The following is a 13,713-nucleotide window of genomic DNA, read 5'->3' on the forward strand; positions in this document are numbered from 1 at the left end:
CCATCCGTACCAGGCGGTGAAGGACACACCGAGGACGGGAGTGACGGCGATGAGGGTGCAGCGCAAGCACGTGCTGGCAGCGACCGTGGCGGTGCTCGCCGCGGGAGGCGTGGCGGTGGGGACCGGTTTCGGGTTCGCCGGCACCGCACCGGCCCGGCAGTCCGCCTGCACGGGCTCGGTCACCTTCTCGGCGGAGGGCGGCGCGCCGGCGGCGACCAGTGACCGGTTCCCGGTGGGTACGCGCCTGCGAGTGACCAATCTGGACAACGACCGGGCGGCCACGGTGACGGTGACCGGCCCGTCGGGCAGTTGTGTGCTGCTCAACGCCGCCGCGATGGAGCTGGTCCGTGAGCCCGGAAAGAACGTGATCCGCCGCAACGTGGTGGAGCGGCTCGACGGCGAGGCCGCGCCGCCCGCCGGGCCGCCGGCAGCCGAAACGGTCCGCCCCGGTGCCGCGTCTCCCGGCGCGCCGGGCCCGGCGCCCCGTTCGGCCTGCTCGGGCTCGGTCACCTTCTTCGCCGAGAACGCCGCGCCGGCGGCGACCAGCGGGCAGTTCCCGGTGGGTACGCGGCTGCGGGTGACCAACCTGGACAACAACCGGGCGACCACGGTGACGGTGACCGGCGTGTCGGGCAGTTGCGTGCTGCTCAACACCGCGGCCATGGACCAGATCCGTGAGCCGGGGAAGAACGTGGTCCGCCGCAACACCGTCGAGGTGCTCCGCTGACCCTGTGATGAGCAGGGGCCCCGTCCGGGGAGGGGCCCCTGCCTCGGAGCCGGAGAGGGGCCCCTGCCTCGGAGTCAGCCGAAGGCGGCGTCGAGGATGTCGGCGCCGCGGTTGAGCTGTCCGTCGGAGATCACCAGCGGGGGCAGGAAGCGCAGCACGTTGCCGTACGTGCCGCAGGTCAGGGTGAGCAGGCCGGCGGCGTGACAGGCGGCCGAGACCGCCGCCGTGGCCGACGGGTCGGGAACGAGCGTGCCCGGCTGCACCAGCTCGACGGCGAGCATCCCGCCCCGACCGCGTACCTCGGCGATCCGGGGGTCCCGCTCGGCGATGGCCCGTAGCCGCGGCGCCAGCAGGGCCTCGATCCGGCGTGCCGCGCCGGCCAGGTCCAGCTCGTGCATGGTCTCGATGGTGGCCAGCGCGGCGGCGCAGGCGAGCGGGTTGCCGCCGTACGTGCCGCCGAGCCCGCCGACGTGCACCGCGTCCATCAGCTCGGCCCGGCCGGTCACCGCCGCCAACGGCAGGCCACCGGCGATGCCCTTGGCCAGGGTGACCAGGTCGGGCTCGACGCCCTCGTGCTGGCTGGCGAACCAGTCGCCGGTGCGGCAGAAACCGGTCTGGATCTCGTCGGCGACGAAGACAACTCCGGCCGCCGTCGCCCAGTCGCGCAGTGCCGGCAGGAAACCCGGCGCGGGCACCACGAAGCCGCCCTCGCCCTGGATCGGCTCGATCAGGAGTGCGGCGACGTTCTCCGCGCCGACCTGCTTCTCGATCATCTCGATCGCCCGCGCCGCCGCGTCCGCGCCGGACAGCCCACCGTCGCGCAGCGGGTACGACATCGGCACCCGGTAGATCTCACCGGCGAACGGCCCGAACCGGTGCTTGTACGGCATGTTCTTCGCGGTCAACGCCATGGTCAGGTTGGTGCGGCCGTGGTACGCGTGGTCGAAGACGACGATCGCCGGCCGTCCGGTGGCGTGTCGGGCGATCTTCACCGCGTTCTCCACCGCCTCTGCCCCGGAGTTGAACAGGGCCGAGCGCTTCTCGAACCCGCCGGGCGTCAACGCGTTGAGCTGCTCGCACACCGCCACGTACGACTCGTACGGCGCGACCATGAAGCAGGTGTGGGTGAACCGCTCGACCTGCGCCCGTACCGCCTCGACGACCTTCGGCGCGGAGTTGCCGACGCTCGTCACCGCGATGCCGGCGGCGAAGTCGATCCACTCGCGGCCGTCCACGTCGGTGAGCGTCCCGCCGCCGGCGGTGTCCACGTAGGACCCGATGACGCTGCCGACACCCCGGGCGACGGCGCCGCCGCGCCGTTTGCGCAGTTCCTCGGAGGACGGCATGGCTCAGCCCTCGATGTTGTGCATGACGTGCTTGATCCGGGTGTAGTCCTCCAGGCTGTAGACCGAGAGGTCCTTGCCGTGCCCGGAGTGCTTGAACCCGCCGTGCGGCATCTCGGAGACGAACGGGATGTGCGTGTTCACCCAGACGCAGCCGAAGTCGAGCCGCCGGGTCATCCGCATGGCTCGACCGTGGTCCTTCGTCCAGACCGACGCCGAGAGGCCGTAGTCGACGCCGTTGGCCCAGCGCACCGCCTCGTCCTCGTCGGAGAACCGCTGCACGGTGATCACCGGCCCGAACACCTCGTCCTGGATGATCTCGTCGGCCTGGCGCAGCCCGGAGACCACGGTCGGCGCGTAGAAGTAGCCCCGCTCGCCCTGCCGGGAGCCCCCGGTCTGGATCGCCGCGTGGTCCGGCAGCCGGTCGACGAAACCGCTGACCCGGGCGAGCTGGTTGGCGTTGTTCAACGGGCCGTAGAGCACGTCGGCGTCGTCCGGTGCGCCGGTCTTCGTGCCGCGGGCCTGCTCGGCGAGCGCCGCCACGAAGTCGTCGTGGACGCCCGGCCCGGCAAGCACCCGGGTGGCCGCCGTGCAGTCCTGCCCGGCGTTGAAGTAGCCGCCCATCGCGATGGCCTCGGCCGCCGCCGCCACGTCCGCGTCGTCGAAGATCACCACCGGGGCCTTGCCGCCCAGCTCCAGGTGGGTCCGCTTCAGGTCGGGGGCCGCCGCGGCGGCGACCTCCATGCCCGCGCGGGTCGAGCCGGTGATCGACACCAGCTGCGGGGTCGGGTGCGACACGAGGGTACGACCGGTGTCCCGGTCACCGCAGACCACGTTGAACACGCCCGGCGGGAAGAACTCCGCGGCGATCTCGGCCAGCAGCAGCGTCGACACCGGCGTGGTGTCCGACGGCTTGAGCACCACCGTGTTGCCGGCGGCGAGCGCCGGGGCGATCTTCCAGACCGCCATCATCAGCGGGTAGTTCCACGGGGTGACCTGGGCGCAGACACCGATCGGCTCGCGTCGCACGTACGACGTGTGGCCGGCCAGGTACTCCCCGGCGGACCGCCCCTCCAGCAGCCGGGCGGCGCCGGCGAAGAAGCGGAACTGGTCCACCGCCGGCGGCAGCTCCTCCTCGACGGTGAGCTGGCGCGGCTTGCCGGTGTTGCGGACCTCGGCGTCGACCAGCTCCGCCGCCCGGGCCTCCACCGCGTCGGCGAGCTTGAGCATGGCCCGCTGCCGCTCGGCCGGGGTGACCTCCCGCCAGCTCTCGAAAGCGGTCGCGGCAGCGGTCATCGCCGCGTCCACGTCCGCCACGCCGGACACCGGGGCCTGGGCGAACACCTCACCGGTGCAGGGGTCGATCAGGTCGGCGTAGCCGCCGTCGACCGGTTCGACGTAGGAGCCGTTGACGAAGTTGCGCAGCTGCTGCTGGTCACTCATGACTGGATCTCTCCCGAAGGGGGTCGGGGTGCGGTCGGCGGCGGTTATCGCAATCTGTCTGCCATCTTGGCTACTGAATTCGCGGCAGACAAGGGCTGCGGCGACTGTTTCCGTCGGCTGCTCTCTCGTCTACGCTGCTCGGCGTGGAGCCCGCAGCCTTCTTCGTCGCCTCCCGCCCCGCCCATGGCGAGGGCGAACTGACCGTCCACCACCCGTTCGACGGTCGCGCGGTGGGGCGTACCACCCTCGCCACGACCGACCAGGTCGAGGCCGCCGTCGCCGCGGCGGCCGCAGTGGCCGCGCAGGCCGCGGCCCTGCCCGCACACGCGCGCGCAGCGGCCCTGGACCACATCTCCCGGCGGCTCGCCGACCGCGCCGACGAGGTCGCGGCGCTGATCACCGCCGAGAACGGCAAGCCGGTGAAATGGGCCCGCGCCGAGGTCGGGCGGGCCGTCTCCACCTTCCGGTGGGCGGCGGAGGAGGCTCGGCGCTTCTCCGGGGAACTGCAACGCCTCGACACCGACCCGGCCGCCAACGGGCGGATCGCGCTGGTGCGGCGAGTGCCCAAGGGGCCCGTGCTGGGCATCACGCCGTTCAACTTCCCGCTCAACCTGGTCGCGCACAAGGTGGCGCCGGCCATCGCGGTCGGCGCGCCGATCATCGTCAAGCCGGCCCCGGCGACGCCGCTGTCCGCGCTGCTGCTCGGCGAGCTGCTGGCCGAGACCGAGCTGCCGGCCGGCATGTTCTCCGTCCTGCCACTGCCGAACTCCCGCGCCGCCGAACTGGTCACCGACCCCCGACTGCCGGTCGTGTCGTTCACCGGCTCCGGGCCGGTCGGCGCGGCCATCCGCCGGCAGGCGCCGGAGAAGCACGTGACGCTGGAGCTGGGCGGGAACGCGGCCGCGGTGATCTGCGCGGACTGGACGACCGACGAGGACCTGACCTTCGCCGCGCAGCGGATCGCCACCTTCGCCAACTACCAGGCCGGCCAGTCGTGCATCGCCGTCCAACGCGTGTACGTGCACCACGAACTCTTCGCCGATTTCCTGCCCCGGCTGGTGGCGGCGGTACGCGCGCTGCGTACCGGCGATCCGGCCTCGGAACTGACCGACGTCGGCCCGATGGTGTCCGAGGACGCGGCCCGCCGGGTCGAGACGTGGGTGGCCGAGGCGGTGGCGGCCGGCGCCACCGTCGAGGTGGGCGGCGAGCGCGACGGCGCGACGTACCCCCCGACCGTCCTCACCGGCGTGCCGGCGGGCGCCAAGGTCGTCGCCGAGGAGGTGTTCGGCCCGGTGCTCGTGGTCGCCCCCGTCGCCGACGACCAGGCCGCGTTCACGGCGGTCAACGATTCGGCGTACGGGTTGCAGGCGGGCGTGTTCACCCACCGTCTCGACGTGGCCTTCGCCGCCGCCCGGTCGCTGGAGGTCGGCGGGGTGATCGTCGGCGACGTGCCGTCGTACCGGGCGGACCAGATGCCCTACGGCGGGGTCAAGGGCAGCGGCGTCGGCCGGGAGGGGCTGCGCAGCGCGATGGACGACTACACCGAACCGCGGGTCATGGTGCTGACCGGGCTCGCGCTCTAGCCGATCTGCCAGGTGCCGTCGTCACGGACCCGGGCGGGGGCACGGCCGAGCAGCAGGGTGATCAGCGCGGCGTCGATGGTGTCGCCGAGGAACCACTCGCCGGCCTGGTCCAGTGCGAAGACCCGGCCACGCTCGTCCACCGCCAGGATGCTGTCCTGCTGTTCGGTGCCGATCGGGAAGAGCCGTACGCCGAGCACCGTCCCGAAGTCGGCGAGCGTGTCGGCGGTGCGCGCGATGGTGTGCGGGCGGATGTCGAAGCGGGAGATCCACACCTGCTCGCCCGGGCCGCGCCGCGCGCCGACCAGGCTGGGAAACGCGGTCAGCGCCTCCACCGCGGCGGGAAAGACCGCGTGCTGATGGGCCCGCCCCGGCACGGCGGTGACGTCCCGCACCGCCGCGGCGGCCATGAGCTGGTCCCCGATGTGCGGTCGCCAACCGGCCGCCACCAGCGCGTTGGTGACCTCCGGCGGGAAGCGGCCCGGGTCGGGGTCGGGCGCGGCCTCCGGGTGCCAGGGCTGCGAGAAGGCCCGCTGCGAGATCGGCAACACGTTGGCGTGCACCAGGAAGTTGATGCAGGAATCGCAGGGGCGTTCGGCCGGACCGCCGGCGGGATCGCCCGGCTCGCGCACCCGGAAGGTCTCGAACCGGGCGTCCTCCAACAGCGTCGCCGCCTCGCCCGGACCCATCGGCGCGATGCCCTCGGCGGCCCGGCGGTGGTCGTACTCGTGCAGCACGTCGGAGACGACGATCAGCTCGGCGTGCCGGTCGCCGCCGCGCACCAGCGCACCGGCCGGCAGCCCGTCCAGGTAGGCCCGGACCAGCGGATGGTGACGCAGTCGTACGTCGCCCTTCGCGCCCTGGGCCGTCCAGATCCGACCTCCCACGGTCAGGTGCGCGACGGTGTCCGGGGTCGGCAGCCGGTGGATCTCCCGCAGTAGCCGGCCCTCCGGCTCGACGGTGCGCGGGGCGGTGGGGCCCTCGGGCCGGCTGCGCCGGTACATCTCCGCCACGACCTGGGTCGGCACCCGCGGCCACGTGGTCACCTCGCCGGTCGCCTTGTCGACCACGGTGGTCGGCAGGTCGCCGGGGAGCGCCCGCTCCCGGGTGGCCACAGTGGACAGGATGACGTAGCCGAGGTCGAATTCGTCGACCGTCGGCGTGCACTCGTAGCCGAGGCGCAGGGAATCCCGGTGGGCCCAGGCGGCCGCGAGCTGCTCGGCCTGTTGGCGGTCGATCACGCACCGAAACTACCGGACTACGCGGACCCGTGGCAGCCGGTATGGTTCGCCCTACCGACGGTGACGGGAGGAGCGGCGGTGAGCGAACGCGCGGACCGGGACGCCAATCGCGAGCTACGGGCCCGATTCGACGACGTGTACGGCCAGTACCAGCAGCTCAGGTCCAACCTGGACGATCTGCGGACGCGTCTCGCCGAGCTGCGGGTGACCCGGCGGTCAGCCGACGGTCAGGTGAGCGCGACCGTGGGCGCCCGCGGCGAGGTGGTCGCGGTCGAGCTGGACCCGGCCGTCTACCGGGACCGGGACGCCGGGGCGCTGAGCCGGAAGATCACCGAGACGGTCCGCGCCGCCACGGCCGCCGCCACCGAAGCCACCCGTGAGCTGGTGGCCGGCAGCATGCCGACCGGCTCCGGGTCGGCCGAGTTCCTGCGTACCGGTGATTACGGCGCGCTGCTCGGCCGTGCCGACGCCGTGCTCGGGCGGGGCGAGGGGGCGGTATGACCGCCGAGCAGCTCTGGCTCGATCCGGGCCGGGCCCGCCGGGGCGGTGCCGATCTGGCGCTCGCCGGCGAGGCGGTGACGGCCCGCCGCGCGGCGGAGGGCGGCGAGATCGAGGCCGCCAGCGCCGCGCGGCCCTGGGGCCGCGACGACATCGGCGCCGCGTTCGAGCGGAACTACCGCGGCATCGAGCAGACCGTCCTGCGGGCCTGGACGGGCGTCGGGCACCGACTCGCCGAGCTGGGCACCGACGTGGTCCGCGCCGTCGACGCGAGCGTGCAGACCGACGGGACCAGCGCCGCCCGGCTCGACCGGGCCGCCGACCAGCGCTGACGGCGGGCCGACCCGGATGAGCGTGCTGCCCAGCCCGATTCCGCACCCACTGGACTACGCACCCTGGGACGTGCCCGGCTGGATCTACGAGGCCCTCGACTGGGCGGTCGGCGTGCAGTGGCCCGAGGGGAACGAGCGGGCCGTCTGGGACGTCGCCGACCGGTGGTACGACGTCGCCGCCCTGCTCGCCGGCCCGCACACCGACGCCGCCGCGGCCGCCGCCGAGGTACGCAGCGGATACGGCGGCGTCGGAATGGTCGACGCAGCGTTCGAGGCGGCCTGGCGGGCGATCGCCGAGGGCGACGACGCGCCGCTGCCGGTGCTGCTCGCGGTCACCGCCGACCTGGGCCGCCTGGTCGAGGAATGTGGCTGCGACATCGAGGGGGCCAAGCTGGAAGTCTGGATCGAGCTGGGCATCCTGGTCATCGAGCTGCTCGCGGTCGCGGTGGCGGCCCTGCTCACCGCCGGTGCCGCATCCCCTGCGGCCGGCGCGGCGATCACCGCGACCCGGCTGCTGATCCAGCAGATCGTCAAGCGGCTGATGGGACAGCTGGCCAGTAAGTCCCTCAAGCACGGGCTCAAGGAGGCCGGCGAGCGGGCGGCCAAGGAGGTCACGCGGGGCGGTGTGCGTGGGCTGGCCACGCGCGCCGCCCGTGGAGGGTTGGAGGAGGCGGCGGAGGAGGCCGGCGTCAGCCTCGCCACCCAGGCGTACCAGAACTCGACCGGACGCGCGCATGGCCTCGACCTCACCGACCTCGGCGCGTCGGCGGTCGGTGGGCTCGCCGGCGGGGCGGTAGCGCCGCTGGCCGGACTCGGCCGGCACGCGACCGGGCGCGCGGCACGGGTCGGCGAGCACCTCGGTCGGGAGATGACCGGCGAAATGCTGGCCGAGAGCGCCGCCAGCCTCGCCACCGGTCAGGGCCTGACCTCCGTGGAGGACGCGGTGCGGGCCGCCGCGTCCGGGGCCACCGGCTCGGCGACCGGGCAGGCCGACCGCGCGTTGCACGCCCGGCTCGACGCGCAGACCGCCGCCCTCAACGGGGTTCCACCCACCGGACCCTCCCTCGCACCGGTCACTCCTGCCGCGGTGGCCTCCTCCGAGGTGGCCTCTTCCGAGGTGGCCTCTTCCGAGGCGGCCTTTCCCGCTGAGGCGGCTTCTGCGGTGGCTTCGACCGGTGCGGATCCCTCCCTGGCGGTCGAGTCCTCGGTGGATTCGTCTTCAGCGGATCCGTCCTCGTTGGGATCGTCTTCGGTGGGTTCGTCCTCCGTGGGTTTGTCTTCGGCTGTTCCGTCTTCGGTCGGTTCGTCGTCGGCTGTTCCGTCGTCGGCTGTTCCGTCCTCGGCTGCTCCATCGTCGGTCGTTCCGGCGCAGGCGTCGGCTTTCGTCGCCGGGGTGGACGTGGTCGCCTCGCCCGAGACCGATCACGGGCCTCCGGTGCGCGGAGAGGATCCGCCGTACTCGGGCGCCGGCCTGCCGCACGCGGTCGACCTGGCGCAAGCCCCGAACGGGTCGTCGCCACCGGCTGCCACCGGGCTGTCCGAGCTCGCAAACGGCCCGGCCCATGCGTTGCTTCCACCCGCGACCGGGCCGTCGTCGGACGAGCCGGGCGGCGTGCCCGTGATGCCTGCGGCCGACCGATCGGCTGCGTCGTCCCCGGTCGCCGCCGACCCCACGTCCTTCCCCGTGGCCGCCGATCCCACGCTCTCCTCGGTCGCCGCGCCCGCGCCCGCAAGCCTCGAGGCGATCAGCGGACCGGCCGCCGGTGCCCCGGCCAGCCCGCACGCCAGCACCCCCGGGGCGGTTGCCCCCACCGTGTCCGGTCCACCGCCGCCGGTCACGTCGACCGGCTCGCCGCCGAGCGCCGGGACTCCGCCCGGTGCGCCGTTCACTGGCGCTTGGAGCACAACGGCCACCGGACTGGGCCGCTATGGGAACGCCGCACCCTCGCGCTCCCCGGCCCGGGACGCGCCCGCGCCGGTCCGCGTACCCGCGCATCCGGCTCGCGGCCGGGCGCCGATCCCCGCCGACGTGGCGGCGTTCGACGACCCGTCGCTGCCCGCCCCGCAAGACAGCGATTGGTACGCGGCCCGGTGGGCCGCCGAGGCGGACGCCGTCGAGCGGCAGCGGTACCAGGGCTACTACGAGTCGCAGCGGACCTCGTTCGAGAACAACCGCCGGCAGTCCGAGGCCGGTCGGATGCGCGCCCGGGCCGCGGAGCACGACCGCCGCGCCGCCGAGTACTCCAGTTACGCCCGGCAGTTGCGCCAAGCGGGTCACCCGCGCTGGGCCGACGGCTGGCAGCGGACCGCGTACGACGAGCTGCGGGCGTACTCCGAATGGCATGACCTGGCCGACGCGGTGCTGGCCGGCACCACGGCGCCACGGGTCGTGGACATCGGCGACGCCCACTTCCGGCAGGCCAACGAGGACGTCGGCGCCCTCGCCCTCGGCGCGGTGGAGACCGTCGACCGGTCGGTGCTGACCGGCGACGACGTGCCGCCGCCGATCGACGACTCCCGTCCGTACGGGCGGCCCGGCGGGCTCCGACCGCCGCTGGCCCTCCATCAGGTCGACGTCGAACGGCGGATGCCCCGCGAGCCGGACGGCACCGTCACCCGCACCGCCGATCCCCGCCGCGGCGGCTGGTTCCGGCTCCTGAACGACGGCGGTCCCCGAGCCGACGCCACCCGGGGCATCAACTGCCTCGACTGCACCCTGTCGTTGTTCGAGACATGGGTGCACGGACGGCCACGGGTGTCGGCGCCGCGTACCTTCGACGGCTACCTGGACGGTGACACCCGCCGCCCGATCCGCGGCGAGGCGGGCGGCCCGGGCCGGGTCGAGGACGTGACCGGTGGCCGCTTCCAGCAACTCCTCGCCCCGCCCACCGGCCAACGGCCGCACCCGGAGCAGGCACGGCGTACCGCCGAGCGGAGCTACGCCAACCTGCACGACCAACTGCTGCTGGGGGGCCACGGCAGCTACGCCTTCCTGGTCACCGAGTGGGCGCACGGTGGCTCGCACGCCTGGGTGGCGCTCAACCAGAACGGCACGGTCCTCTACGTCGACCCGCAGACCGGCCTCATCCGGGACCGGCCGCTATACCCCGACGTGGTCGGCATCGACGCGCTGGTGCTGAGCGGCGACGGCCGGCCGATGCCGCTCGGCGGGCTGCCCCGAGGCCGGTTCAGTGAACGCCCCGACCTGCCGGACCATCCGCCGGCAAACGAGGACGGCGGTCACGGCGACCCGTACATCAACCGGATGCACCTGCTGCTGGACGGCCCGGGCTCGGCTGAGAAGCCCTCGCCATCGCAGGAGGCCGAGCCGTCGGACCGCGCTCACGAGGAGGTGGCAGCGAGAGGCGGCCCGGCTGGAGCTGTATCGGTGGCTGGCAGCCTGGACGAGATCTTCGCGGCCGGGGTGAGTCCCGCCCAGTTCGCGACGACCGTGGATCTGCCGACCCTGCGGCGGCTGGTGCCGGAGTTGGACGAGGCGTCGGCCCGGGACCTGACGCGGCTGTTCGCCGACGACCGGGTCCGCGACATGCTGGACAGCGCCGAACGGGAGCCGCCGCCGACCGCGCCGAAGCTGGCCGAGACCCTGGTCCGGCAGTTGGTACGGCAACCGGATCTGGTGCGCATGATCCTGACCACGCCGGAACTCGCGAACTCGCTGACGGCTCGCCCGCTGACCCTGCATCACCTGGCGGATCATCAGCAGGCGATCGACGTCTTGGCAGAGGTGCTCGACGACGTCTCCCGGCAGGACGCTGCGACGTTGTCGGCAAGGAGCACCCAGGGGGTGCCTCAGCCGAATCCGACGCCCCTCACCGACGAGCAGCGAGTGGTCAGCGCGAGCATTCAGGTGCAGCAGGGTCCGATCGCGCAGGCAGGCTTCGATGATCGTCGGCGCGTCGACGTTGCCTATGCAAGCCGTTACCTCGACGACCTCTACTCTGCGGCAGCCGTGGCGCAAGTCGAGCTGAACCAACTCGCGGTGTCACTGGCTCAGGTCGGTGACCTACGTGTCGGTGAGCCCGGCTGGCGTCCTGAGCCCAAGGATCGTCGTCGGGCTCTGGACAAGGTGCACAAGCATCAGGGTGATGCGTCGAAGCTGCTCGACCTTGCCGCCGCGAAGGTCGAGTTCCGCTGCCTCGATGATCTTTACGTGGCTCTGGCTCGGTTGCGCGATCACCCAGACGTCGTGATCGTGAGCTTCGAGGACAGATTCGTGTTCCCGATGAGCAGCGGCTACCGGGATGTGCAGCTCGGGCTGCGGATGCGAAACGGGCACATAGCTGAGCTCCGCCTACACCTGGCCGCGCTTGATGCTGTAGCAGTTTGGGAGCATGTGCTTTACGAGGTGCGTCGTGATGTGGAAGCCCTCGCTGACGTGCAGATGCGAGCCTTGACACCACGTGAGCGGGCGATCACAGATGGCATCCGTGTTCGCGAGCAACAACTGTTCTGGCAAGCGTTGCAGTCGACGTACGAGGAGAAGTCCGGATGACGGAAATGCCCAGCCTGGTGCTTCCCTCCTTCTACCTCTATTACCAGTCGCCGGTGAAGATCGTGGAGACCCCTGACGGTGGCGCCCGGGTATGGCGGGTGGGTATCGACACCGGCGGGTGGCAGGAAAAGAACGACCTCTTTGTGGAGATCACGCTCGGCGTCGGCGGCGAGATTTTCGGCCGCACCCGGGAGGACTTCGTGCAGGAAGTCGAGGCGTTCCGGGCTCATTACCTTCGTGGTGAGGGGCCTGTCTTCGCGCTTTATGAGACGGTGCGGTCGATCGAGGATCAGGCAGACGCCGAGGGGCGTCATCTGACGCCGAAAGAGCAGGCTCTCATCCGGGGCATCCGGCAGCGGACGTTCGTCATGTTCGAGGAGCAGCTGCGCGCTGCCGGTGACCCAGGCGCGGACCCCGAGCTGGCGGCTAGTTAGTCGGACATGCTTGCGCCGGCCTCGGCCCGGGCCCGCCTTGGTGACTGTGGGCCTGAGCCGCATCGAGCGGCTTGATCGACTCGGTTTCGCCGATATCGCGGTATCACGGCGTTGGGATACCCCCATGTCAGCGATAACGAGTTGATCAGCGGTTGACAGGGCGGATGGATCGGGCAAAAACGACGAATTAAGCGTCAGGCCAGGGCGGCGTGGACGGCGGGCGCACGAAAAGGGGCAGCCACCGCCTGACTGGGGCGTACGGAAGGGGCAGCCACCGCCTGAGTGGGCGCAAAGACCGGCGAGGCGCTCCGACTGGTCGGACAGCACGTCCGACCGGGTGGGTGGCCCCATCGGTGATACGGAGCGGGGGCCACACAACCGCAGAGGTCGCACAAGTGAGGCAGCCTCTCAGACGTCAGCAGGTTGGTGGCGAAAGGACGTTGCCGCGCCGAATAACATCGAGGGATGGCAGAGCCCGAGACGGAGAGCAGCAAGTCCCATGCCTGGGCCTGGCCGGTGGGCATCCTGCTCGGTCTGGCGATCGGCATCCCCGTGTTCGGTTCGACGGGCGGCGTCGCCTTCGGTGTCGCGATCGGCATCGCCTTCGCGATCGCCTTCGGTGCTACGAAGAATCGCGCCGAGGAGCAGGCCGACACCGGTGACCGGGGTGGCAGTGCCGGCGCCAACGACGGAGACCGGGCTGGCAGCACCGACGTCGCCGACGGTGGCCCGGGCGACGGCGACGGCGCCACCGGGAGCGGCCCGACCCGCGGCGGGCCGGAGGACAACGCCACTGAGGACGACGCCGGCGGCTCGCGCCAAGGATGAACGACTCCGGATCAGGAATATCGCGGCATCGAGGGCGGTGGGACAGCCCGATTCCGCTGAACCCGAGTGGATCATGGCCGGACGCGGACGCGGGGGCGGAGGCGCGGCAGGGGGCGGGGCCGCGCAGTGTGGCGGCTGCGGTGGCCGTGCAGGAGGAGTTGCGGCCGCTGGTCGACCTGGTGGGGCCGGGGCCGGCCGCGCCGGCCACGGTGGCTGGCCTGGACGTCGCGTACGCGAAGAGCGGCGACCTTCTCGCGGCGGCGGTGACCGTGCTGGACGCCCGGACGTTGGCGGTGGTGGATTCCGCGGTCAGCGTGGGCCGGCCCGCGTTCGGCTACGTCCCGGGGTTGTTCGCCTTCCGTGAGCTGCCTGCGTTGCTCGCCGCGCTGGACCGGCTGACCACCGCTCCGGCGCTGCTGGTCTGCGACGGGCACGGGCTGGCCCATCCGCGCCGGTTCGGGCTCGCCTGTCATCTTGGGGTGGTCACCGGGCTGCCCGCGATCGGGGTGGGGAAGACGCCACTGGTCGGCGAGTGGGCGCCGCCGCCCACCGAGCGGGGTGCCTGGTCGCCGCTGCGTGACGGGGGCGACGTCGTCGGCCGGGTGCTGCGGACCCAGGCCGGGGTGAAGCCGGTCTTCGTCAGCGTCGGGCACCGGATGAGTCTGGCCAACGCCACCGCGCAGGTGCTCGCGCTGACGCCGCGCTACCGGTTGCCGGAGACCACCCGCACCGCCGACCGGCTCTGCCGGGACGCCCTCGCCGGTGCGGTCTGAC

At 72.6% G+C, this 13,713-nt stretch carries 11 protein-coding genes; 8 read left to right on the plus strand and 3 right to left on the minus strand.

Features of this window, described 5'->3' with window-relative positions; all coding sequences use genetic code 11:
* The first annotated feature begins 49 nt into the window (after positions 1–49).
* On the plus strand, positions 50–727 hold the full coding sequence (locus EAD89_RS01470) for a DUF5979 domain-containing protein (RefSeq protein WP_121674405.1): 678 nt from the start codon (positions 50–52) through the stop codon (positions 725–727).
* A 74-nt stretch (positions 728–801) separates the two neighbouring features.
* On the opposite strand, the gene gabT is transcribed toward EAD89_RS01470, so the two are convergent.
* On the minus strand, positions 802–2,073 hold the full coding sequence (gabT, locus tag EAD89_RS01475; RefSeq protein ID WP_121674406.1) for a 4-aminobutyrate--2-oxoglutarate transaminase: 1,272 nt from the start codon (positions 2,071–2,073) through the stop codon (positions 802–804).
* A 3-nt stretch (positions 2,074–2,076) separates the two neighbouring features.
* Positions 2,077–3,513 (minus strand): gamma-aminobutyraldehyde dehydrogenase, encoded by a 1,437-nt coding sequence (locus EAD89_RS01480; protein ID WP_121674407.1) that lies wholly within the window; start codon positions 3,511–3,513, stop codon positions 2,077–2,079.
* A gap of 143 nt (positions 3,514–3,656) precedes the next feature.
* Here EAD89_RS01480 and EAD89_RS01485 point away from each other — a divergent pair, with 143 nt between their 5' ends.
* Positions 3,657–5,096 (plus strand): aldehyde dehydrogenase family protein, encoded by a 1,440-nt coding sequence (locus tag EAD89_RS01485; protein WP_121674408.1) that lies wholly within the window; start codon positions 3,657–3,659, stop codon positions 5,094–5,096.
* On the opposite strand, the gene EAD89_RS01490 is transcribed toward EAD89_RS01485, so the two are convergent.
* A complete protein-coding gene (locus EAD89_RS01490) occupies positions 5,093–6,334 on the minus strand; it encodes an SUKH-3 domain-containing protein (RefSeq protein WP_121674409.1) in 1,242 nt (413 codons plus the stop codon). The genes EAD89_RS01485 and EAD89_RS01490 overlap by 4 nt on opposite strands.
* Before the next feature lie 78 nt (positions 6,335–6,412).
* Here EAD89_RS01490 and EAD89_RS01495 point away from each other — a divergent pair, with 78 nt between their 5' ends.
* From EAD89_RS01495 to EAD89_RS01520, 6 genes are all read left to right on the plus strand, one after another.
* Positions 6,413–6,835 carry a YbaB/EbfC family nucleoid-associated protein gene (locus EAD89_RS01495; RefSeq protein WP_121674449.1) on the plus strand — a complete coding sequence of 141 codons (423 nt, stop codon included), beginning with the start codon at positions 6,413–6,415 and terminating at the stop codon, positions 6,833–6,835.
* A complete protein-coding gene (locus EAD89_RS01500; protein WP_121674410.1) occupies positions 6,832–7,164 on the plus strand; it encodes a hypothetical protein in 333 nt (110 codons plus the stop codon). The genes EAD89_RS01495 and EAD89_RS01500 overlap by 4 nt, the downstream gene beginning before the upstream one ends.
* Before the next feature lie 16 nt (positions 7,165–7,180).
* Positions 7,181–11,677 carry a toxin glutamine deamidase domain-containing protein gene (locus tag EAD89_RS01505; protein WP_121674411.1) on the plus strand — a complete coding sequence of 1,499 codons (4,497 nt, stop codon included), beginning with the start codon at positions 7,181–7,183 and terminating at the stop codon, positions 11,675–11,677.
* On the plus strand, positions 11,674–12,111 hold the full coding sequence (locus tag EAD89_RS01510) for a hypothetical protein (protein ID WP_121674412.1): 438 nt from the start codon (positions 11,674–11,676) through the stop codon (positions 12,109–12,111). Before EAD89_RS01505 ends, EAD89_RS01510 begins: the two co-directional genes overlap by 4 nt.
* A gap of 465 nt (positions 12,112–12,576) precedes the next feature.
* A complete protein-coding gene (locus EAD89_RS01515) occupies positions 12,577–12,939 on the plus strand; it encodes a hypothetical protein (RefSeq protein WP_121674413.1) in 363 nt (120 codons plus the stop codon).
* Positions 12,940–13,079: 140 nt separating this feature from the next.
* Positions 13,080–13,712, plus strand: a complete 633-nt coding sequence (locus EAD89_RS01520) for an endonuclease V (protein ID WP_233578097.1) — start codon at positions 13,080–13,082, stop codon at positions 13,710–13,712.
* Position 13,713: the final 1 nt, after the last annotated feature.

The organism is Micromonospora sp. BL4 (genome assembly GCF_003667505.1).
In the GTDB taxonomy this organism is placed as follows: Bacteria; Actinomycetota; Actinomycetes; order Mycobacteriales; family Micromonosporaceae; genus Micromonospora.